This is a genomic window from Microvirga pakistanensis (assembly GCF_004458765.1).
GTDB lineage: Bacteria > Pseudomonadota > Alphaproteobacteria > Rhizobiales > Beijerinckiaceae > Microvirga > Microvirga pakistanensis.
Genome location: NZ_SPJX01000673.1, coordinates 52,108 through 74,278 on the forward strand (window position 1 = coordinate 52,108; position 22,171 = coordinate 74,278).

Genomic DNA, 22,171 nt, shown 5'->3' on the forward strand with positions numbered 1-22,171 from the left:
CCTTACGAAACCCCGGAAGATCATGTGACCTCGGCCCGGGCTGGCGGCGTGACAACTCCAACGCCGAGCTGATCATCGCAAGGGCGGGCGGATGAGTTCAATCGAACTGTGGTGGCGGGTGTCTACGCCTTTCCGGTAGCCGCGTTGATACTATCGGCAATCCGGACAAGGTCTGCGAGGGAGGGGGCGTTCATTTTGCGCATGACTTGGGCGCGATGGACCTTCACAGTCATCTCGCTCAATCCCAACTCGGCCGCGATCTGCTTGTTCAACATGCCGGTCACGACTAAAGCCATCGTCTCCTGCTCCCGCGGCGTCAGCGAGGTGTATCTCGCCCGCAATTCCGTGAGCGCCTCCTCGTCTGCCCGGCGGCGGCGATCAAGCGCGATCCCCGCATGGACCGCATCGAGCAGGTCCTGATCTCGGAATGGCTTGGTGAGGAACTCGATCGCCCCTGCCTTCATGGCGGCGACCGACATCGGGATGTCACCGTGGCCGGTGATAAACACGATCGGAAACCTCATGCCGATGGATTCCTGCAATCGCTGGAACTCGAGCCCGCTGGTGTCAGGCAGCCGGACATCGAGAACGAGACAGGTGGGGAGGTCGATGCGGTGATCATCCAGGAACGCCTCGACCGAACCGTAGGAGCGCACCTCGTGACCGACCGAGCGAAGAAGGTCCTCGATCGACTCGCGGACATAGAAGTCATCATCAATAATGTAGACGATTGAACCTTTCCTGTTCATGGGCTTGATCCTCAACGGCGAATGTCCGATACGGCGTTGCAGGGTAGTGTGAGATGGAAGACTGCGCCGTGCGGGATATTGTCAGCCACCCATAGCCGCCCGCCGTGGTCTTCGATGATGGATCGGCTGAACATCAGGCCCATGCCCATGCCCTCCGGCTTTGTGCTGAAGAACGGATCGAAGATTCGGTGCCGGAGGTCGGATGCGATGCCCAGGCCGTTATCCTCCACCGTCACCAAGACCTCTCCCTCTCCTGAACGGGACCTGACCTTAATGATCCGGGGACGATCGGTGACGGAACTCAATGCATCAACGGCGTTTGCGATCAGGTTCAAGATGACCTGTTCCATTTGCATTGGGTTGACGGTGACAGGAAGTGCTCCCTCAAGATGGGTCTGTATCGAGACACGCCTAAGGCGCGTCTCCTCCTCGGCCCGTAACAGGACACCCTCGATGAGACGGTTTAGGTCGATTGGAACACGCTCCCGGGTGTCCGTTCCGAAGAGATTTCTGATGCCATTGACCACGTCGCGGGCGCGGTGACCATCGCGCACCACCCGCTCTAAGGCGGATCGCGCCTCCCCGACGCGTGGCACGTCATTGTCGAGCCAGCGCAGGCCAGCGCTGGCATTGGTGACCATGCTGGCCAGTGGCTGGTTGATCTCGTGCGCGATTGAGGCCGATAGTGCCTCCATAGCCGTGAGCCGGCTCTCCCGGGCCAAGCGCTCAGAGCGGATGGAACGAACCAATTGAGCATGCAAGGCTGTCGTCTCGGACAGGAGGACGAGCAGTACCACGCTGGCAGATGCCAGGCCAAACAGACGACCTGCCCACCAGCCGACGCTCAGCCGCGTGGCGCCGCCGAGATATGAGATCAAGAGGATCTCGATCAGTAGCGTGCCGAGCACCACCATCAACCACAGATCGAGCGTCGAACGCAGCCGAGTCCAAAGCACTGCGAGGCTGGTCAGATAAATCCCCACTGATGCTGCGGGAACAACGTGCCAGAGCGGGGCCACCTCCCGCGTATTGAGCATGAAGGCTGGAAGGTTCTCCGCACGCAGGACCAGGGCGAGAGTCAAGACCGATGTCAGGGTGGCAACCAGGGCGATCCAGCCCACGATGGCGTGACCTGAACTCTTCCACGATTGGTCCCAGTTCTTCTTGTCCTTCATGAGTGTGAAGGCGAGGATGGAGAGGGCGAATCCGAGACGCCGCGCCGCGGCGATGCCGGCTGTGGTCTGGAGGTTCGGTTCGAGCCCAAGCGTGGTGAACACGCCGGGGAAGCTCAGGGCCCAAGGAATCGTCAGCAGGCCCGAGAGGAGATAGCCGGTTGCCAGGATGAGTATGGCCCGCGAACGGTCGATCGAGAACAGAGCGAAGAGAAGGGCTGACGTGAGCAACTCGATGAGGAGCGCTGCCGCCGCGTAGGCCGGGATAAGGATCTCGGTTCCCGGAAGGTCGAGGCGGGCGAAGGGTGCGGAAAGCAGCATCGCCGCCATCAGAGCGGCAACGATGCCCACTGCCAGCCGCCGTTGGCTTCGGTTGGGCAATGCGGTCGACAAAAGGAAAGGGTGCTGGCCTTGCGCTTCAATCATCGACGCATCGCGATCCTTACGGTTGCGGGATTTTTACGGGAAATACCTTTTGAATGGAAGGAGCTGCTGGACACGCAGAGATATGAGCTCGACATTAAGGTCTATGCGGGGGCTTGGTTCCCCGTTTCAGGTTGGGCTTGGATGGACCGCCCTTGGTCGATGGGCTCCCGACCTGGTGCTTAACAACGCACGCCTCTATCGCGGGTCAACACCCGAAGGGCAAACATCTGTACGCCATTGACAACAACGCCATTCTTGCGGCCAAGGGTCAGCCTGAGATGCCAGTGTTGCCAAACAGGCGAGAAGTCGTCTGACCTGATGATCGCAACCATAACGCGATTTATTGTCAGCAACTCGACCACAGGGATCGTCCCTGATGCGCGCCATGAGCTATCGCGGAAAACCCAATGCCGACGAGTGCAATGGTACCATCCTTTCTGGTTCCCTCTTCAAGGATATAACGTCATAGACATATAGTTGCGCCGACTGGTTGCCAGACGGAAGGTCCGGTTCTGGCACTCATCTGAAGTAAACCAAGTGTCAACTCTGGCAGCGAATACCGGACGTTGCTGACGGGCAAGGGAACTACCGTGCCTGACCCGTTGCGGAACTTCTATCGCTCCGGTTCTATATCGAAAGATTATCAGCCTTTATTGCTCAAGGCTGAATGCTGGAGTAACTGGGCACACCACGCGGTAAGACCCGACCGCTCAAGAGATGCAGAGCCTCAGCAGGTGAAGACCTTCCCGTAATGACCAGCATATCGATCTATGAGGTGTGTTTCCTTCTTGTCAGGAAGGACGTTGCCATCCGTCCCCTCCCTCTCAGGCTAATGACGCCCCGAGGATCGAACTCGTAGCGCTGCTCAAGGGCGCATCGCATCTCGTCCAACACTTGGATGCGACCCGGAAGGCTACAGGCCTCAAGACGGCTGGCCACGTTCACCGTATCGCCCCAAACGTCGTAGATGAACTTGTTCATGCCGATCACCCCGGCGACAACTGGACCTGTGTGCATTCCGATCCGAGCCCGAAACCGGATCTTGGTATCCTGATTAAGCCCCTCGAGCGTCTCAAGCATGCGCAGGGCCAGTTCCGCCATGACCTCGGCATGATCCGGCCTGACTTCAGGAAGGCCTGCGGCAGCCATATAAGCGTCGCCTATAGTCTTGATCTTCTCGACACCCAAGCTCCCAGCAAGGGCGTCGAAGGCTGAGAAGATCCGGTTGAGGTTTTCTACAAGCTGGCCAGGAGCAATACGCGCGGCCACCTTGGTAAACCCCACAAGATCACAAAAGAGGATCGTGACATGTTCGAAGCGGTCGGCAATCACCACCTCGCCACCGTTCAAACGCCCTACGATCTGCCCTGGCAGGATACTGCGCAGCAGCGCGTCGGATTTTTCTTTCTCGGCCTTGAGCTGTGCCAGATAGCCAAGCTCCCGGTCATGCCAGTGCTTCCGCTCCAGGCAGGCATTGATCCGGGCCCGGAGCAGGACCTGATCGAAGGGCTTGGGCAGGTAGTCCTCGGCGCCTGCCTCAATGCACCGGATGACACTGTCGGTCTCCTGGAGACCAGAGATCATGATCACCGGAAGGTCCCGCAGCCGTTCGCTTCCCTTGAGCCGCTCCAGGACCTGAAGGCCGTTCATGTCAGGCATCATCAGGTCGAGCAGGATTAGGTCAACTTCCTCGGCGTCGAGAATCTGTAGGGCTTGGCGACCTGACCGAGCTTCGATTGCCTGGTGACCTTCGCGCTCCAATTGACGCAGGAGAAGGCCACGATTACTCGCATTGTCATCAACGACCAGGATCCTTCCCGTTTCGCGCGGATGCTTACGGGAAAGGTCCGGAGCCCTTATGGCGAGCAGCGGGTCGGCCGCCATGAGCCGCGTGCGTTCGTCCTCGGTCTCGGCTGTGGTCGCATGATAGCAGGTGAAATTGACAATCCATTCGAGGCTGGCAAGGAGGCGGGCTGCCTCGGTCAGAAGCCGCTCCAGATCCTGGCGCAATGAAACGGCACCAGCATCCACGATGTCCTCGAGGAGCATCTCGCCATAGCCCTTAATGGCGTTGAGCGGGTTGCGGAGATCATGGCGCAAGCGTTCCTGGAAGTCTGGCAGGCTCTCCCCTTCGTGGCGCGTCAGTGTGGTTCCGGCGTCGAGGAGCCCTTCGACAAGCCCGAGCAAGGTCTCGGCCGACTCCAGAACGCGCTCGACGTCCGGCATGAGAGCCAGCAGCCCGAGCCGGGTTGCCTCATCACGCAGGATATCGGCGTACCCGGCGATCGCGTTCACAGGAGCCAGCAGCTCCTGCCGGACATGGGAGAGGCGTGCGTTCGTTTGGCGTTCGCTCAGAAAGCGCTCGGACCGGCCATCTTCAGTGAAGGGTAAATCCCAGTTCATAGGGAGCCAGCCTGGAGAAGGCGTTCAATCTTCGCGAGCAGGCGCTCCAGCTCGACCGGCTTCGTATCATAGTCATCGCAGCCCGCCGCCACGGCCTTTTCCCGATCGCTCGACATGGCATGCGCCGTAAGGGCGATCACGGGGATGGCCCGGGTTTGCGGCTCCGCCTTGAGCCGCCGCGTGGCTTCCCAGCCGTCCATGACTGGTAAACTCATGTCCATCAGAATGAGGTCGGGTTTGCCATCGATTGCTGCGCTCAAGCCTTTGGCGCCATCTTCGGCGATGAGAACGCCATACCCGTTACGCACAAGCCGGCGCGAGAGCATGTCCCGGTTCAACTCGTTGTCTTCGACCAGCAGGATCGTGGGCATGGGCATCTCCGGTGCTCAGGGAAGGGAAGGTAAGGCTAACGCGCACCTTCCATTGATCGGCGTGAGACGCTCGTCCCCGTGCCTCTCGCGATCATGTCGTGAACAACGCCGACGAGTTCGGATCTCTTGTATGCTCCCTTCTGGAAGACCTTTTCGGCATGCTGATTAAGCCAGGTGATCTCCTCAGCGCTCAGGTCCTTGGCCGTGACGACCACAACGGGGATCTCACGCCAAGCGGCTTCCCGGCGCATTGCGTCGAGCACTTCGAAACCATCTATCCCGGGCATCATCAGGTCCAGAACTACCACCGCCGGCCGCGTCCTGCCGAGAACGGACAGTGCATCGGAACCATCGGCCGCTTCAGTGACCGACCAGCCCCGCTTCGACAGGATCCGCCGCAGCATCTCACGCGTGATCGGATCGTCATCGACAACCAGAACAGGGACCTCGCCATCACCGGCATAGAAGCGTCCCAAGACACCGACCAATGCATCTGCGTCAACTGGCTTCGTCAGATAGTCCGCGGCTCCGAGGGCGTAACCCATTTCCCGGTCTCCCAGGACCGTTACGAGGACCACCGGGATGGCTCTCAAGTCTGCATCTGCCTTGAGCTCCCGCAGCACGGCCCAACCATCGAGCTCGGGCATAATGATGTCGAGGGTGATGGCATCGGGCCGCACCTCGCGGGCAAGGCGCAGACCCTCGCGCCCGCCAGCGGCATGCACGACCCGGTAACCGCGTGCGCCTAGTTCACGTTCCAGCAGGTCATGTGTGGAACGCTCATCGTCTATAACCAGCACCGTGCCGGCCGTGCCTTCGGCTCGATTTGGAGGCAGTGCCTCATCAGTAACAGGGCAGACCGCCGGAAGGATGACAGCAAAGGTCGATCCCTTGCCGTACTCGCTACGGACCACCACGTCGCCGCCTAACATCAAGCAAAAATGCTTGGTGATCGCCAGCCCGAGTCCAGTTCCGCCATAGTTCCGGGTCGTCGACGCATCCGCCTGGGTGAAGGCTGAGAACAACTTCTCGATCTGGTCCGGCGTCATTCCAATGCCATTGTCTGACACCTCAAACTCGAGCCAGTCACCATCATCTCTTGCCAGGCGCCTAACGTCGAGTGTGATCCGGCCCTGCGTTGTGAACTTGGCCGCATTGCTGAGAAGGTTGAAAAGGATTTGCCGTACCTTCGTCTGGTCGGAGCGCATGGTGCCCAGTTCGGGAGCATGGTTGACTACGAACTCGTTCCTGTTCTTCTCCATCAAGGGAGCCACGATCGCCCGCACCTCCCCGAGCAGGCCGGGCATGTCAAGGGTTTCGACAAAGATATCCATCTTACCGGCCTCGATCTTCGACAGGTCCAGAATGTCGTTGATGAGGCCTAGCAGATGCTTGCCGGCAGACCGGATCTTCTCGAGATCCGGCTTGAGTTCTGTTTGCCCGAGATCCTCAACTTCCTCCAAGAGCATCTCGCTGTACCCATTAATCGCGTTCAGGGGCGTCCGCAGCTCGTGGCTCATGTTCGCCAAGAAGGCTGACTTGGCCTTGCTCGCCGCAGCCGCCTCATCTCGTGCTCTGCTCAGGCTGATGGCATACTGTTCAAGCGCTTCCTCATCGGCACGAACTTTCCGCGCAATCTTGTGTCCATAGAAGGTTACCCCGGCGACCATCAGGACGATCAGAGCTCCAATGAGATACTCAAACCTCTTGAGGTACTCTGCGGCCGCGACCTGCTCCTGGAAGTGGCGCTTCTGGATCTCCCGGATTTGCCCGCTCAGCCCCGCTAGCTCCGCGTTGACCCGGGCGTACTTGCGGTCCATCGTCGCCATGCGCTGGCCGGCTCTGTCGGTCTCCCCGGAACGAAAGTAGTTGAAGATCAGGTCAGCCTCGGCCGACATGTCCCGTATGGCCGCTGAGACCGCCTCGAGCCGTGTAAGGAGAGGGGCCGCTTGGTCTTCTGTGACGGAGGCCATCAAATCAGCCCGATTGGTGGCAAGTTGCCTGTCGAACTCTGCGAGTGCTTCATCCCGTCGTTTTGCTTCAGCAGGGACATCGCGGGAATCGAAGACGTCGTTGCCGGGGGCGTTAACCGCTGAGGCGACCTGGCCGAGTTCGGAGAAACTAGCCAGCCGGTCAGCCCAGCGCTGGTTGATATCAACGGACGCGGAGTAGATCTCCATGATTTTGTGGTTGAGCGTGAGGCTGCCCGCGACCGTCACAATATCGAAGGTCGCAAGAGCGAAGTAGATGAGATGCCACTTCGGCTTCCGCTGGCCAGGATGCTGTGGCCGGGTGAACGCTCGCTTAGCGCTTGTAAGCACTCCCCGGAAGCTTGGCCACATCGGCTGAGCTTGCTCTGCCGAACCCGATGCCGTCGAGGAGGTGGTGGCTGCATGGCCTGCCGGATCTTGGGTGATCATCCTGGCAACCTCCATAGCTTGGCAGCAGCTTCAAGCGCTGGTTAAGTCCCCACCTCACGTCTGACACTACCATAGCTTATTGCCTGCCGTCATATGTGCTTCTGTTGACTACAAAGAGGGATGTAACCAGAGATTACCGGCCAGTTAGCCCTGACCGGAGATGCCGTCAGCATCCCGGCAGAGAGCCATTTTCGCTACCTATCGGGTCTGCTGCTCGGCATCGGCCTGTGCTTCTGGAGCACGATCCCCAGCATCAAGGAGAAGACCAACTGCTTCCGCATCCTGACGCTTCTTATGGTCGTTGGGGATCGGGCGGCTCATCGGCTTGGGCCTCACAGGGTTGCCGTCCGTCTTCATGATCGGCGGGATAATCATGGAGCTCGTGGTCACCGCAATCCTGTGCCTTTGGCAGGTGAGGATCGCGAGCCGTTACACGGAAGAATTAAGAGGCGATCTTGGTGAACCGGCCGTTTAGCCCCCGTTCAGGTCGAGTGCGTAGAGTGGCTTCAACAGGACGTTCCAGCAGCCGTGCTGCATCCCGGAGATCAGAAGATGAAGAAACTTGCTATTGCGGCAGCGGCTGTGATCGCGCTGGGCAGCATGGCCCCCGACGTGGCGGAGGCCAAGAACGGTCGCAAGAGGGCCGCGATTGTAGCGGGTGTGGCGGGTGCGGTGATAGGCGGGCTCATTGTCTCGCAATCCCGGGCGCATGCGGCTCCAGCCTACGGCTACGGTCAGAGCTACGGGTATCCGGCTTCTGGCTATCGCCCGGCCTACGCTCCGAACTATGGCTACAGCCACAGCTACCAGCAGCCGGTCGAGTACCGACGCGTTCGCCGCCGCTATGACGACTACACCTATGAGCGTCCGGTGGTGACACGCAAGGTTATCATTGAAAAGCGCTATGTCGAGAAGCGCTACGAGCCTGCGTATAACGGCTATGATGATGACGATTACGGCTGGTAAGCCCCAGCCCTGAACGCAGGCGGCCTTCGGGCTGCCTTTTTCGTTTACGCTCCCTAACGTCAGGTCTGTTTGGGCATGACATTCATGATGCGCAGGTCGCTCGAATCGCGGTGGCGAATGACCAGTACATCCCGCTCAAGATCACTGACGGCAATGGTTGGCAGCGGAGAGGATCGGCCCCGTGCTGCGGGTCACAAGGCTTGGGTAGTCGTCAGCTAATTGTCCTCGAGCACGGCTCCTCCGGAGGCGAATAGACGGCTGGGCTGATCAGCACCCACAGCAGTCCCATAATAGCAAGGTTCAGGTAGACCATCCAGCCAGTGTGCCGAGCGCCGCTTGATGCCTGATGCAAAGGGCCGCTCCCGGCACGCCTGAGACCTAAGCTCGAAGGCAGCAATCCTTACGTAACCAGACCTTCCGACAAGTGAATGGACTTCACTACCTAACCCCGAGCGGACATTTGCGACCAGCCAAGGTGACCGCTGACACGCAAAGGCTTGTTCAAGTTTGAGTATGGTCCCCTTGAGGCTGGGCGATCTTTGTCGTTACACGTGCCGCTTACGGGATGATCACCCCAAACGGTCCGAGGCGGTGGTAGGAATCATGCGCTAGGCCGTCAGAGCCAGTAGCGAGGATAGTCCCGGCGGCCCGTGACGCGATGGTAGGCGATCGCCACCACGACCAGTGAAAGGGTGCCCGTCAGCACCGGCGTGAGCAGGAACGACCAGCCGGGCATCGCTAGCATCACCAGGAGAGGATCCGCTCCAACCGGGGCATGGGTCGTGCGGGTGGCGAGCATCAGCGCGATGGTGAGCCCCACGGCCAACGCCATCGTCCAGGGGGAGACGCCAAGCAGGCTGCCGACGGCAAGCCCGACTGTCGTGGCAATGAGATGCCCGCCCACGATGCTGCGCGGCTGCGACAGGGGGCTGTCCGGCAGCGCGAAGGCCAGTACGCAGGTTGCTCCGAACGGTGCCATGACAAAGGCGAGCCCGGACCACTGCGCCAGGGAGAACAGTGCGAGAGTCGCAACACTGCCGCCAAGCCCTGCGAGAAGGATGGTCCGCAGTGCGGGCAGGGGCGGAAGGACGCCTGTCGTACGGGTTTGGAAGGAGGGTGGTTGATTGCTCATGAGTTCGGCTCCTGTTGCATCACAGGTCGAGGGTGAGGTGATCGGTAAGGGCTCGGGAGACGCAGGTGCACATCAGGCCTGCACGGGTCCGCTCAGCATCGGAGAGGGCGCTGTCCCGATGATCCGGTACGCCGTCGAGAACCTTCGTGGCGCAGGTGCCGCACGTCCCGGCGCGGCAATCGTGGAGGGGATCGACCCCGGCCGCGATGAGAGCGTCAAGGATGGTCTGGCCGGGTGCGACGCTGACGGTCGCGTCGGACCGGGCGAGGCGCACCTCGATCGGCCGATCTCCCGCGCGTGTTGCATTGGCTGCGAACCTTTCGGATCGGGTGCGCTCGGCTCCAATCTCCCTTGCGAGCGCCCGCTCATGCACAGCCTCGATCAGAGAGGAGGGCCCACAGACATAGAAGACGGCCTCCCGCGGTGCGTCCGCCAGGATCCTGTCGATGGACAGCCGGGAGGCCTCCCCGTCCCGACTGAAGTAGGTCCGCAGGTGGTTGCCGATCCGGGCCTCAAGGTCTTGGCGCAGTGCCATCTCGACTGGGGTCCGGGCGGCGTAGTGAAGCTCGAAGGGGCGTCTGGATGACAGCAGGGCCAACGCCATCGCGCGGATCGGCGTGATTCCGATCCCGCCTGCGACGAGCACGCTTGGTCTGTCGTCCTCGTGCAACTCGAACAGGTTTCGGGGAAGGCCGCAGCGTAGAACAGTCCCGAGCCCATAGTCCCGGTGGACAGCCACCGAGCCGCCGCTGCCCGAGTCCTCGCGCAGCACCGCGATCTCGTAGACGTGACGGTCCGCCGGATCGCCCATGAGAGAGTAGCTGCGGGTCTGCTCGCGCCCATCGGCCAGGCGGACGGGCACGGTCAGATGCGCACCCGGGGTCCAGGATGGCAAGGGAGAGCCACCGGGGGAACGCAATTCATAGGCCCTGATGCGGGGCGTCAGTTGGCGTACGCCGGTAATGACCAGTTCAAGCGGTCCGGTGCCGAGCGCCTGCACGTATGTCCTTGCCGCTGCCCGCAGGGCCTCTTTTTCCTCGGTGATACGGGCGAGTTGCTGCCGCAGTGGTGCCACGAGTTCGGCGATCTCCTCCTCTGTAAAGCGGGGCGTGATGTGCTGCGGGCAGTTCCAATCGAAGGCCTTGATCGTCATCACGATGGCCCGCTCGACCCGCGCGCGGTAGGTCGGGATTTCGAGCCGCGCCAGGAGTTCGGGATCCTCGTCCTGGTGCACGATGCGCGCGCGACCCCAGATCTTGAGGCGACGCCGGTTCGGATAGTCCATTAGGATAAGTGCGACGCGGCCGTCCGCGGCGATGTTGCCCGCGCTGATGTACTGGACGTTGCCGCGGAAGTCGGCATAGCCGATCGTGCGCTCGTCGAGCACCTTGAGGAAGCCCTTCGGGCCGCCGCGGAACTGAACGTACGGCCATCCGGTCTCACTCACGCTGGCCTGATAGAAGCCGTCGTGTGCCGCGATGAACTCGGCCTCGCGGTCTGTGAGGATATCGCGGCGCTCCTCGGCATGCTCGAAGCCTTCGTTCGCGGCGCGGCTGCCGTAGCGCGCCTGGGCCGCCTTGACGCTGGGGGTGAACGTGATCTCTGCGAAAGCCCGGACCATGGCTCACGTGCTCCGTGGATGGAAGGGAGGACGGGCGAAGAGCGGAAGGCTTGCCGCCCCTCACCCATAGGCCAAAAGGGCCGAGTCCTGCGGCGTGTACGTGAACTCGATCCTGTTGCCGCCCGGCTCCCGGATCATGCAGTGGATCTTGGGGCCGGCGCCGTTCCGCTCCGGCGCGAACTCGACCCCGGCTCCTGACCATTTGGTCACGCGCCCGTGGATGGCCAGAAGCGTCGCCAGATCCGCGACGCGGAAGGCAAGGTGATGAAGACCGACGTTCCAATGTCGATCGAAGGACACATGGTTTTCTGGGGCCTTGACCTGCCACAGGGTCACCCGCGTGACGCCGTCGGTGACAAAGGCCGCAGGATAGACGGGGTTTTCCCCGAGCGGGGTCCAGCCGAGGCAGTCCGTGAAGAACGCCCGGGTCGCGGCGAGGTCAGGGACCGTCAAGCCGACATGGTCGACACCTGACGTCAGGGCAGGGTTCGTCATAGCGCAACTCCAAAGGAAGGGAGGAAAGGGGCGGATGCTCCGGGAGGTCGTCGGAGCATCCGCTGGTCGGGCGATCAGGCCGCCTGCTTGAGCGCGACTTTCGGAAAGTCGATCTCGACCCGGCTTGCCTTGCCCAGGATGTTGGTGAGCAGGTTCATGCCGACATGCACGATGATCTCGACGATCTCGGCATCACCGTAGCCGGCGTTGCGCACCGCATCGATCTCGGCATTCGTCACCTCGCCCTTGTGCTCCACAAGAGCGCGGGCAAAGGCGACGGCAGCGGCGGCCTTGGTGTCCTGCGAGGTGCCCTGGCGGTTGGCCTCCATCTCATCGCCCGTGAGCCCCGTCTTGCGGCCGATGGCGGTGTGGGCAGAGAGGCAGTATTCGCAGCTATTCTGCTGGGCGAGGGCCAGCGCGATGCGCTCCCGGGTCTGGAGGTCCAGGCTGCCGGCCTCGGCAATGCCGTGCAGGCCGAGGAAGGAGCCGAGGGCTGCGGGCGAGTTGGCGAGCACCTTGAGGAAGTTTGGGGTCATGCCGAGCTTCGCCTGAACGGCATCGAGGAGCGTCTTGGCGTCGCCGGTGGCGGTGGCAGGATTGACAATGGCAATGCGGGCCATGGGGTATGTCCTTTCGGTAGGGTTTCGGAACGTCGGTGGCAGGGCGTGCCCGACGCCCTGGACAATGGCTCCGCTTGTATGCGAACTGAATGCCCGCTTTTGGCAATGGATCATTCCAGTTGACGGAATAATCAGTGATGGACCGATTGCAGGCAATGACGGTGTTCGTGGCCGTCGCGGAGGAAGAGGGGTTTGCTCCCGCGGCCCGGCGGCTGGCGATGTCGCCGCCGGCAGTGACGCGGGCTATCGCAGCCATCGAGCAGCGGATCGGGACGCGGCTTCTCCACCGCACCACCCGCAATGTGCGGCTGACCGAGGCGGGAGCGCGCTACTTCGAGGATTGCCGGCGCATTCTCGCCGAGATCGAGGAGGCGGAGGAGACTGCGGCCGGTGCGCATCGCGAACCGCGTGGGCAATTGTCGATCACCGCCTCGGTATTGTTTGGGCGGATGTATGTCGCGCCTATTCTGTTGGACTTCATCGACTGCTATCCGCAGGTGAGCGCCCGGACGCTGTTCGTCGATCGGGTGGTGAACCTCATGGAGGAAGGGCTCGATGTCGCCGTGCGTATCGCTCACCTGCCGGACTCCGGGATGACGGCGCTGCGGGTCGGATCGGTCCGGCGTGTCATCTGCGCGTCACCGGATTACCTTGCCGAGCACGGCATTCCACAGGAGCCGGGTGATCTCGCCCGGCACCGGACGATCGCGTTCCAGGGCGTATCGCCCTCGCTGGAATGGTCATTCCAGAATGACGCCGCCGAGATAAGGGTCAGGCCTTCTCCCCGTCTCGTGGTGAATACAGCGGAAATGGCCATCACGGCTGCGTTGCAGGGCCATGGGCTGACACAGGTTCTGTCGTACATGGTTGCACCAGAACTCGCCGCCGGGCGGCTCAAGATTGTCCTGGCCGAGTTCGAGGCCGCTCCCATCCCGATCCACCTCGTTCATCAGGAGGGCCGCCGTGTCTCAGGCCGCGTGCGAGCCTTCATGGATTTTGCAGCCGGGCGGCTGAGGGCCGATATGTCGATCAACTAATCAAGGCCAGTCCGCCTCCTAGGTCAGAAATGACGCCTAACGGCTTCTGGTCTTGCGGAGGGGTTAAGAGACAGTAACGAGAGCGATCGTATCTGGGAACGTCGTCCTTTGGCACTTCTCGGAAGTAGATCAAATGTTCGCATAAGGAGGCCACCGGTCGGGTCTATCGATGGTCCAGCATTCTCACGGGATGGGTCAGAATTTCCGAATGGCAGGCTAACCCTCCTCACGCGGCGAGGAGCCAGCCGCAGATCGGCTGCAATCTGGTCCAGCGTTGCCCCGACCGCCTGACGCTTTCACGGACGTCCTATGTGGTTCCATGTCTTGGGCGCATGGCGGCAAGGGCCAGGTGGTTGACGTACCAGCGAATGACATGAGCGCTCAGCGCGACTTCATTGCTACCCTGTTCGGCCCAGCCGCGTAACCTGCGTCCTTGTCCGGCCTTCGCTTGGCCTACGTTAGAAGTTGCAACGGAACCTGGGAATGTCCGCTGCTCCTCGCGAGAGCAGACCTTCAGTCTACTTCCGAGAAGTGCCAGCACCGGACCTTCGAGATTCCTGCCGCTCCAGCACCTCCGCTCAATGGAACTTACCGGAGCCTGGCTCGACGAGCGGTACGCCTGGGATGCGTGGGGTCGGGTTTTGCCCGGTTGCCCAGCTCAGACCCGGACGAAGTGCCGCTACAGCCAACACCAGGGGCCAATAGTCAGCTTGAGGCTTTGCTGCTAGGCACCAGGGTAAGCGCGGAAAAGACTCCCTGGCAGCGACCTAAGCTTGGGAGGATTGCAGCACAAGCTGCCTCCACTCAAGCCCGTGATGAGGACACCGGCCTTGGAAGGAGATTAAAACCAAGCTTTTCCGAAATCTCATCCGCTGCGCTCAGCAAACTATCGAGATAGGCGGTTCGATGGCGCAACCCGTCCTCACGGGGTGCAACCAAGCAGAGTGTGGCGATGCAGGTTTTGTCCGCTTGGTAGATTGGGACAGCAAAGCAATGGGTGAAGGTTTCCACTTCGCTGTTGAAGGTGAAGTAACCATCGCGTGCGGCAGCCCGTACTTGGGCGATAAAGTCTGAAGGCTCAAGCGCCCTGCCGTTCGGAAGGACGAAGTCCTCCGACGGAATAAAGTCGAGGATTTCCTGGTCCGAAAGATGCGAAACGAGAAGACGCCCCGAAGCCGTCCACGGAATGGCGACGCGTTCCCCGACGTTGGAGGAGATGCGAAACGGGCGAATGCCCTCGCGCATCATGGCGACCGTGTATTTATTGCCTTCGAGCAGGCACATCTGCGCCGTTTCGCGAGTTTCCTCGGCAAGTCGGATCAGCATACGATCGCACTCGCGCATGAGGTCGAACTGCTCGGCATAGGCGGTGCCAAGGAAATAAAGGCGGCGGCCGAGAAAGACCCGTCCGTCGCCTCCCTGATAGTCAAGCATGCCGTGGCTGAGCAACAGGTTCACGAGCTCGTACACCGAGGAGCGTGGTGCACCGATTTCGGTGGCGATCTCGTTCGGCCGCATGGGCTGACGCTTCACACGCAGGAACTCCAGGATCTCGAAAGCGCGATCCAGTCCCCGCGTACGTCGCGTTCCATTGTCGCTGGCGGGCTCGGCCATGCTCATCTCCAACTCGCGTCTCAGACGCGATCAGCGCGGTAGGCCACGCAATCGACTTCGACCTTGCAGTCGACCATCATGTGCGATTGAACGCAAGCGCGGGCGGGCGGGTTGGCCACGAAGTACTCCGCGTAGACGCTGTTGAAGCTCCAGAAGTCGCGCGGATCATCAAGCCAGACGCCGACGCGCACAACATCCTCCAGCTCATAGCCGGCTTCCTTGAGGATCGCGATCATGTTCTCAATGGCTTTGCGGCTCTGGGCAATGATGCCGCCAGGCACGATCTCGCCCTTTTCCATCGGCACCTGGCCGGAAACATAAAGCCAGCCGTCGGCCTCAGTAGCACGGGCGAAGGGCAGCGGCTGTCCGCCAGCTCCGGTTTCGCCGGTGCCGTAACGCTTGATCGTCATGGGTTTTCTCTTTCTTTCTAATTGAAGCTGGAGGTCTTCAGGAATTCGGCGAGCCGCTCAGTCTTCGGCCGCACGAACATTTCCTTTGGGTTGCCTTCCTCGCAGATGACGCCCTGGTTCATGAAGATGACGCGCGACGAGACCTCATAGGCGAAGCGCATCTCGTGAGTTACGAGGAGCATCGTCATGCCGTCAGCGGCGAGGCCCTTGATGACCTGTAGCACCTCGCCCACCAGTTCGGGGTCAAGCGCCGAGGTCACCTCGTCGAACAGCATCAGCCGGGGTGCCATGGCAATGGCCCGAGCGATCGCGACGCGCTGCTGCTGGCCGCCAGAAAGCTGGCCGGGATAATGGTCCACCCGGGAGGCAAGGCCAACGCGGTCGAGCCAGGTCTCCGCGATGGCCCGAGCCTCGAACTTCGCCATCTTCTTCACCTTGATGAGCCCGAGCATGACGTTCTCCGCAGCCGTCATGTGCGGGAAGAGATTGAATTGCTGGAAGGCCATCCCGGTCAGCGCGCGCTGACGGGCGATCTCCTTCTCGCTCTTGCGACGGCGCGCCGTACCCTCAACGTGGTAGCCGATTTCCTCGCCGTCGAGGCTGATCGTGCCGCCTTGGAATTCCTCCAGCATGTTGATGCAGCGCAGCATTGTCGTCTTGCCGGAGCCGGATGAGCCGATGATGGCAATGACCTCGCCTTCCTGAACGGCACAGTCGACGCCCTTGAGGACTTCGTGTTGCCCGTATGTCTTACGCAGGCCCCTTATGTCGAGAATGGTCTTGGCCATCGATACGGTCTCCTCAGGACGGCAAGGTGGTCTTGCGTTCGACATATTTGCCGAAGCGCTCAATGCCGTAGTTGACGATGAAATAGAGGGCACCCGCCAGGAAGTAGAACTGGAGGCTCAGGAAGTTGCGGGAGATGATCTCCTGCGTGCGCAACAGCAGTTCCGCGACACCGATCACGGACAGAAGCGTCGAAGCCTTCACCATCTCGGCGGCCGTGTTCACCCAGGCCGGTAGGAACTGCCGCATGGCCTGTGGCCAGAGCACGGATGTGAACGTCTGGGTAAAGGTCAGACCGATGGCCTTGGCGGCCTCCGTCTGTCCCTTTGGGATCGCCTGGAGCGCGCCGCGCACAATCTCACCCACGTGAGAGGAGCAGAAGATCGCCAACGCGAGGACGCCCGCAGTGAAAGGCCCAAGGTTGACGCCGACAGCGGAGGAAACGTAGTAGCTTGCGAGCACCAATACAAGGACAGGCGTACCACGGACGATGTCGGTGTAAGCCCGCACCGCAAACCGCAGCGCCGCACCGCCAAAGACCAGCGCCATGCCCACGAAGACACCGAGCACGGAGCCCGCGAGAATGGCTAGCAACGAGATCGACACCGACATGCCGAGGCCGCTCATGATGACGTATCGGGCGGTCCAGAGTTGATCGAGAAAGGACTGAGACATCGGCTTACCTCGGCAGAGCCAACCGGCGCTCGACAAAGCGCAACAGAGCGGCGATGAGGAAACAGGTCGCGACGTAAAGGGCGGACGTGATCATCCAGGTCTCGATGACGCGGAAGCTCTCAACGTTGATCTTGCGCGCGGCAAAGGTCAGTTCCGGCACGGCGATGGCGGCGGCGAGAGACGTATCCTTGAACAGAGAGATCACGGTTGAGGACAATGACGGCAGCACGTTTCGCACCATCAACGGCGCTATGATGGAGGTGCGGATCTGCATTGACGTCAGGCCGATGGCGAGGCCGGCTTCCGTCAGGCCCTTTGGGATCGATAGGAGCCCAGCGCGAAACACCTCAGCCAGATACGCGCCCGAATAGACCGACAGCACCAGCACGAAGCTTTTGATTTTGTCGAGGCGGAAGCCCATCTGCGGCAGCGCGAAGTAGGCAAAGAGCACGAGGACGAGGATTGGCAGATTCCGCAGCACCGTGACGTAGAGCCGCGCTGGCACAACTGCGAAACGGTTCTTCGAAATCAGCGCGAAGGCCAGGACAAGGCCTATCGCCGCACCAATCAAGATAGAGGTCACCGCGAGACCGAGACTGAGCATCAGGCCATGCAGAAGGAAATCGAAGTTGCGCCACACGGCGCCGAAATTCAGCGTGTAACCCATGGCGTGCCACCCTTCTAGACTGGCGGAGCGGGAGATGCTCCCGCTCCGCGGCCCTTACTTGTATTCGACCGGGAAACCGATCTGCGGCTGGGGCAGATCTTTGCCGAACCAAGTCTTGAACGACTTGGCGTAGGCATCGAACTCCACACCCGTCATGGCTTCGTGCAAGGCGGTGTTGACGAAGTTCAACCAGTCCTGATCACCACGCTTGACAGCGCAGGAATAGCTCTGCGGATTCCAGCCGTAACCTGCATCCTTATAGCGGCCCGGGTTCTGCGTCATGTGCCAGGCGAGCGACGACTGGTCGGTGGCAACCGCATCCGCGCGGCCGGATTCCAGCGCCTGATAGATCAGGTCCACGGAGTCGTACTGGTCGACCGTCGCTTGTGGCAGAGCGGCATGCACCATGGACTCGGCATAGACGTTCTGGAGAACCGAAACAGTGACTGACGAACCGGCGGCCTTGAGAGAGGCATAGTCAGAATACTTACCATCGGCCTTCAGCATCAAGCCGACACCTTCGCGGTAATAGGGAATGGTAAAGGCGACCTGCTGCGCACGCTCGCCCGTCACGGTCATGAACTGGCAGGTGATATCGACCTTGTTCGTGGTGATATTCGGGATACGCGCGTCGGAGGACTGATTCACGAACTCGATCTTGTTGGGATCGCCGAAAAGCGCCTTGGCAATGATGCGGCCCATATCGATGTCGAAGCCCTGGAGCTTGTCGTCCGCACTTTTGAAATGCCACGGCGCATTGGTGCTGCCGGTACCGAGCACAAGCCTACCACGCTTCAGCACCTCATCGAGCTTGCTGGTTTGGGCCAGGGCTGGAGCGGACGCGAGGAGGGTGGCAGTCGCCAGCATCAAGCCGGCACGAAGTGAAATGGTCATGATGTTCCCTCAAATTCTTCTGATGTCCAATATATTGGACACCTGTCCGCAACATTGGATAGATCGATCAAGCGGGATGACGGACGCCTTGTCAAGACACATTGCTGCAAAAAGCAGTTAAGCACGGCTGAGGCTTCAGCATCGCGGCCTTGCAGCTGCAGCCTGATAGAAAATTTCTCTATGTGGTCATTGAGGCAGAGGGGGATCGAACGGCACCGTCAAGTTACCAGCAAGGGCCGCGACGATCCAAGGTTCATTTCTGGATCAGGCGAGCGTCGCAGCGCCGTGAGCCTGGATCTTGAACGGTCCTGCAGCCGGCTTTCGGCATCACACGACAGGATGGCTTCCCGATTGGTCTGGCTGCCATCGATGACGATCCGCTCGGGGCGGCCGTGGCGCTTGAGCGCCTGACGCAGAAACCTCTTGTCGGCCGTGAGATTGCGCTGCTCACTGAACCAGAATTCAACCGTGTCGCCGTTGCTGTCGACCGCCCGGTAAAGGTACATCCAGCGACCACTCACCTTGATGTATGTTTCGTCGACGTGCCACTTTCCGGTCACGGCTCGCTTGCGGGCATGGAAGCGCTTCAGAAGTTCGGGCGCGTACCGGACGACCCATCTGTGAATGGTCGCATGGTCGACCGAGATGCCGCGCTCAGCCATCATCTCCTCGAGGTTTCTCAGGCTCAGGCCGTAAGCCAGATACCACTGGACGCAGAGCAGGATCACCGAGGGATCAAAATTCCTGCCCTTGAACACCGATTCCTCCGCCCCTCAGACCTCCACCCCAGTAGCTGAAACTCTGAAACAAAAGGTTTGCGACAGAGCCGTCCCGGGTCATCGCCAATCGAAGATGGCCTGTGTGTTCAGCGGGCTTGCGTATCCATAAGCCTGTGCGGGGCGTAGGGCCTCGGAGCGCTGCGGCTGACGGCCGGAGTAGTCTGCTCCCACCGACGGTTCAGCATACTGGGCCTTGGGCCGCTCCCGCTTCACCGTCCGTGCGGAGGGTTGCCGCGGCTCGTCTCCCTTGATCACGATCTTTGTGTTCCGCATGCCCTCACTGCGAACCAGGGCGAACAGCTTCGCCGCGTTCGCCGGCGCAAGGCGCACGCAGCCGTGCGAAGCGGGCCGGCCAAGGCTGCGGGTGGCGTTGCTGCCATGGATCGCATGGCCCCGGTGCGTGAAGAAGATCGAGTGCGGCATGGGCGAGTTGTCCCACTCCTTGGAGGCATGGTCCTTCACCAGACGGGATGGCCCGAAGGTGCCAACCGGCGTCTCATACCCGGCCTTGCCGGTCGACACCGACCAAGCGTAGCGCGGCTGGCCATCCACGGAGACCGACATGCGTTGAGTGGTCTTGTCGACGGTGATCAGCACATCGGCCCTCGCCCAACTGGCTCCGAGGGTGAGAGCGCCCAGCAAGGATGCGGCAAGCAGACCGACACGACGCATAGAGAAAAGTCCTCTGGGATAGGAATACAAGGCGACATTCCTACAGACGCCCGGTCAGGACCGCGGTTCCGCGGGTCAATCCGATCTCACGGAACTGTGTGGACGTGCTTCAAGACAGAGGACGAGGGCCGCCAGCCGAATGTTGGGATCTCTTTGGGGCTGGGTCTCCCTGGCGTAGCGGGCATCCTACCTGGACCACGGAGCCCATGGATCAGGTGCCGCGACCAGGGTTGCTGGCTGGAACGTGCTCGGCTCGGGGGCAGGGTTTTCCATTCCGAAGCCAATCCTGGTGCGGTTCCTCCCCTCGGCCTTGGCCGTGTACAGAGCACGGTCCGCGCGGTAGAGGATCGAGCTGCGGTCATCGTGCGGCAGCGCCTCAGTCAGGCCCGCGCTGAAGGCGACAGGCCGACGGGTCGCGTGGTCAGGCAATACGGCGGCCGGGAAGCCGGCCCGCACCGCGTCGAGCCGACGGTCCGCGTCACTGAGCCGGACATCTGTCAGGAGCAGCAGGAACTCCTCGCCTCCGATCCGGCCAAGATGGCTTCCGGGGGCAGTCTCTCGCGGCAGGCCTGGGCGAAATGCTGGAGAACCACGTCGCCGGCATCGTGCCCATAGGTGTCGTTGATGTCCTTGAAGTGATCGATGTCGATGATGGCGACGCACAACCCTGAGCCGGACTGCCTGCTCGTCGCGAGCGCCTCGTCGAGCAGTTCCATGATGTAGCGGCGATTCGGCAACCCGGTGAGAGCATCCGTGCGCGAAGCCAGGAGCGCCGCCTCGTGCGCCTGGCGCAGGGACTTCTCGTTGTGCTTCAGCGCCGAGATGTCGGTCCCCACGGTCAGCACCCAGCCGTTCGGCAGCACCGTGTGCTCGATCCAGAACCAGCGTCCATCGATGAGGTCGGTTTCGAAGGATTTCCGGCGGGATGTCCTGCGCCGGGGAAGGGTCCTGGCGATCAGGGCCTCGACGTCTCCGCCGTCGACCCTCACCCCGAGCCCGTGCGCGGCACCGTACCGGAGGATGTCGGCGCCCCTCGTAACCGACCAGGAACATGCCCCGATAGGTCTTATTCGCGTAGCGCAGGCGGTCCTCGGCATCGTAGATGGAAACGGCCTGCCCGCTCTCGGTCAGCGCCTCCATGAGGTTGCTGAGCGCTTCGTCATCGGGCTCTGAAGGGAACGACTGCATCTGGAAGGCTGGAACTCCGGAAGGACTTTTGGCCTTCTACACGCAGAAGACGCAGGACGGCCAGCCCGAGCAAAATCCTCGGTGCCCAAAGAACCGGCTTCCAGTCGGCCGCTCACCACATTGGGGGTTGCCGGGACCCGCGAACGGCGCGAACCTTGCTGCGTCAATTCCGGAGGGACAAGCCATGAGAAAGCTCACCCTGGCCATCGCCGTCTCGGCAGGGTTCGCCGCCACCCCCGTCCTCGCCTGCCCGATGCACCAGGCTGCGGCCCAGACCACGGGTTCGACCGCAGCGGCCAGTCCGATGATGTGCGCCACGCCGACGGCCACGGCCCAAGCCCGGCAACCGGGCGAGACGACCCAGCCCGCGCAGCCGGGCCAGTCTATGGGCGGCATGTGCCCGTGCTGCCGGAACATGGCCATGATGCAGCACCAGCCGCAGCAGCCCGGTGGCATGCAGGGCATGCCCGGGATGCGGACCATGCCCAGCATGCAGCAGGACACGCCCGCAAGTCCTCCGGCACCGCCCCCGGCTCCAGAAACGCCCAGGCCGAATTGATCCGGGTAGGCAGGGGCGCCAATCGGTGCCCCTCGGCCATCACGATCCCCGGATGGCCCTACGCAATTTCGAAAGGGCGGTGGCGACATCCTCGTGGTAGTCGATGAGGCTGACGAACCCACCCCCGGCATCGATCACGATCACCGATGCCGTGTGCTCCATCGTGTAGTCGCCGCCCTCAGTCGGTACCCTGCGGTACGAGATGCGGAAGGCCTTGGCGGCGGCGGCCAGCTCCTCCGGCGTGCCGGTGAGCGCGACGATCCGGGGGTCGACGCTTTCCAGGTAGGTCTTCAGCAGCTCGGGCGTGTCGCGCCCCGGATCGACGGTCACGAACCCGACGTTGAGGCGGTCGGCGTCGGGCCCGAGCTCCCTCAGGTGCTGGGTCATCCGGAACAGCGTCGTCGGGGCGTTGTCACATTAACTGATGGCGGACGCACTGAGGCAAATGCGTTCAACTGACGGGCTCACGCGGCAACGCAGGTTACAGACTTCCACGCCGCCGTGGCATTGAGGCG

At 61.6% G+C, this 22,171-nt stretch carries 20 protein-coding genes and 2 pseudogenes; 3 read left to right on the plus strand and 19 right to left on the minus strand.

Going from position 1 to position 22,171, the window contains the following annotated elements; translation table 11 throughout:
* Positions 1 to 122: 122 nt before the first annotated feature.
* From E4K09_RS26575 to E4K09_RS26595, 5 genes are all read right to left on the minus strand, one after another.
* Positions 123 to 749, minus strand: a complete 627-nt coding sequence (locus tag E4K09_RS26575; RefSeq protein ID WP_134500642.1) for a response regulator transcription factor — start codon at positions 747 to 749, stop codon at positions 123 to 125.
* An 11-nt stretch (positions 750 to 760) separates the two neighbouring features.
* Positions 761 to 2,347 carry an MASE4 domain-containing protein gene (locus tag E4K09_RS26580; protein WP_134500643.1) on the minus strand — a complete coding sequence of 529 codons (1,587 nt, stop codon included), beginning with the start codon at positions 2,345 to 2,347 and terminating at the stop codon, positions 761 to 763.
* A gap of 768 nt (positions 2,348 to 3,115) precedes the next feature.
* Positions 3,116 to 4,750 (minus strand): adenylate/guanylate cyclase domain-containing protein, encoded by a 1,635-nt coding sequence (locus tag E4K09_RS26585; protein ID WP_134500644.1) that lies wholly within the window; start codon positions 4,748 to 4,750, stop codon positions 3,116 to 3,118.
* Positions 4,747 to 5,121: a response regulator gene (locus E4K09_RS26590; protein WP_134500645.1), complete on the minus strand. Its 375-nt coding sequence runs from the start codon at positions 5,119 to 5,121 to the stop codon at positions 4,747 to 4,749. The genes E4K09_RS26585 and E4K09_RS26590 overlap by 4 nt, the downstream gene beginning before the upstream one ends.
* Before the next feature lie 35 nt (positions 5,122 to 5,156).
* Positions 5,157 to 7,541 (minus strand): hybrid sensor histidine kinase/response regulator, encoded by a 2,385-nt coding sequence (locus E4K09_RS26595; protein WP_193557360.1) that lies wholly within the window; start codon positions 7,539 to 7,541, stop codon positions 5,157 to 5,159.
* Between the two features lie 552 nt (positions 7,542 to 8,093).
* On the opposite strand from E4K09_RS26595, the gene E4K09_RS26605 reads away from it, so the two are divergent.
* Positions 8,094 to 8,507, plus strand: coding sequence for a hypothetical protein (locus tag E4K09_RS26605; protein WP_134500647.1), 414 nt, complete (start codon positions 8,094 to 8,096; stop codon positions 8,505 to 8,507).
* A 616-nt stretch (positions 8,508 to 9,123) separates the two neighbouring features.
* Here the strand turns inward: E4K09_RS26605 and E4K09_RS26610 are convergent.
* The 4 genes from E4K09_RS26610 to E4K09_RS26625 all read right to left on the minus strand — a co-directional run bounded on the left by E4K09_RS26610 (position 9,124) and on the right by E4K09_RS26625 (position 12,375).
* On the minus strand, positions 9,124 to 9,639 hold the full coding sequence (locus tag E4K09_RS26610; RefSeq protein ID WP_134500648.1) for an HPP family protein: 516 nt from the start codon (positions 9,637 to 9,639) through the stop codon (positions 9,124 to 9,126).
* 19 nt (positions 9,640 to 9,658) lie between these two features.
* On the minus strand, positions 9,659 to 11,260 hold the full coding sequence (locus E4K09_RS30905; protein WP_134500649.1) for a 2Fe-2S iron-sulfur cluster-binding protein: 1,602 nt from the start codon (positions 11,258 to 11,260) through the stop codon (positions 9,659 to 9,661).
* A 60-nt stretch (positions 11,261 to 11,320) separates the two neighbouring features.
* Positions 11,321 to 11,755, minus strand: a complete 435-nt coding sequence (locus E4K09_RS26620) for a VOC family protein (RefSeq protein ID WP_134500650.1) — start codon at positions 11,753 to 11,755, stop codon at positions 11,321 to 11,323.
* Positions 11,756 to 11,829: 74 nt separating this feature from the next.
* Complete coding sequence (locus E4K09_RS26625) at positions 11,830 to 12,375, minus strand: carboxymuconolactone decarboxylase family protein (RefSeq protein ID WP_134500651.1); 546 nt, start codon at positions 12,373 to 12,375, stop codon at positions 11,830 to 11,832.
* A gap of 137 nt (positions 12,376 to 12,512) precedes the next feature.
* On the opposite strand from E4K09_RS26625, the gene E4K09_RS26630 reads away from it, so the two are divergent.
* Positions 12,513 to 13,412 carry a LysR family transcriptional regulator gene (locus E4K09_RS26630; RefSeq protein ID WP_134500652.1) on the plus strand — a complete coding sequence of 300 codons (900 nt, stop codon included), beginning with the start codon at positions 12,513 to 12,515 and terminating at the stop codon, positions 13,410 to 13,412.
* Positions 13,413 to 14,216: 804 nt separating this feature from the next.
* Here the strand turns inward: E4K09_RS26630 and E4K09_RS26640 are convergent.
* From E4K09_RS26640 to E4K09_RS31195, 9 genes and pseudogenes are all read right to left on the minus strand, one after another.
* Complete coding sequence (locus E4K09_RS26640; protein ID WP_134500653.1) at positions 14,217 to 15,026, minus strand: IclR family transcriptional regulator; 810 nt, start codon at positions 15,024 to 15,026, stop codon at positions 14,217 to 14,219.
* A 20-nt stretch (positions 15,027 to 15,046) separates the two neighbouring features.
* Positions 15,047 to 15,436 (minus strand): RidA family protein, encoded by a 390-nt coding sequence (locus E4K09_RS26645; protein ID WP_134500654.1) that lies wholly within the window; start codon positions 15,434 to 15,436, stop codon positions 15,047 to 15,049.
* Between the two features lie 17 nt (positions 15,437 to 15,453).
* A complete protein-coding gene (locus tag E4K09_RS26650; protein ID WP_134500655.1) occupies positions 15,454 to 16,224 on the minus strand; it encodes an amino acid ABC transporter ATP-binding protein in 771 nt (256 codons plus the stop codon).
* Positions 16,225 to 16,237: 13 nt separating this feature from the next.
* The gene (locus E4K09_RS26655; RefSeq protein WP_134500656.1) at positions 16,238 to 16,897 is read right to left on the minus strand and encodes an amino acid ABC transporter permease; all 660 of its coding nucleotides are present in this window, start codon (positions 16,895 to 16,897) and stop codon (positions 16,238 to 16,240) included.
* Positions 16,898 to 16,901: 4 nt separating this feature from the next.
* Positions 16,902 to 17,564: an amino acid ABC transporter permease gene (locus E4K09_RS26660; RefSeq protein WP_134500657.1), complete on the minus strand. Its 663-nt coding sequence runs from the start codon at positions 17,562 to 17,564 to the stop codon at positions 16,902 to 16,904.
* Positions 17,565 to 17,618: 54 nt separating this feature from the next.
* The gene (locus E4K09_RS26665) at positions 17,619 to 18,458 is read right to left on the minus strand and encodes a transporter substrate-binding protein (RefSeq protein ID WP_134500658.1); all 840 of its coding nucleotides are present in this window, start codon (positions 18,456 to 18,458) and stop codon (positions 17,619 to 17,621) included.
* A 275-nt stretch (positions 18,459 to 18,733) separates the two neighbouring features.
* A pseudogene (locus E4K09_RS26670) lies at positions 18,734 to 19,216 on the minus strand (IS6 family transposase); the annotation flags it as partial.
* Positions 19,217 to 19,294: 78 nt separating this feature from the next.
* Complete coding sequence (locus tag E4K09_RS26675) at positions 19,295 to 19,909, minus strand: L,D-transpeptidase (RefSeq protein ID WP_134500659.1); 615 nt, start codon at positions 19,907 to 19,909, stop codon at positions 19,295 to 19,297.
* A 186-nt stretch (positions 19,910 to 20,095) separates the two neighbouring features.
* Positions 20,096 to 21,006, minus strand: a pseudogene (locus E4K09_RS31195) (GGDEF domain-containing protein).
* 275 nt (positions 21,007 to 21,281) lie between these two features.
* Here E4K09_RS31195 and E4K09_RS26685 point away from each other — a divergent pair.
* Positions 21,282 to 21,656: a hypothetical protein gene (locus tag E4K09_RS26685; protein WP_134500660.1), complete on the plus strand. Its 375-nt coding sequence runs from the start codon at positions 21,282 to 21,284 to the stop codon at positions 21,654 to 21,656.
* Between the two features lie 39 nt (positions 21,657 to 21,695).
* Here the strand turns inward: E4K09_RS26685 and E4K09_RS26690 are convergent, their stop codons facing one another.
* On the minus strand, positions 21,696 to 22,052 hold the full coding sequence (locus tag E4K09_RS26690; protein ID WP_280177499.1) for an SCO family protein: 357 nt from the start codon (positions 22,050 to 22,052) through the stop codon (positions 21,696 to 21,698).
* Positions 22,053 to 22,171: the final 119 nt, after the last annotated feature.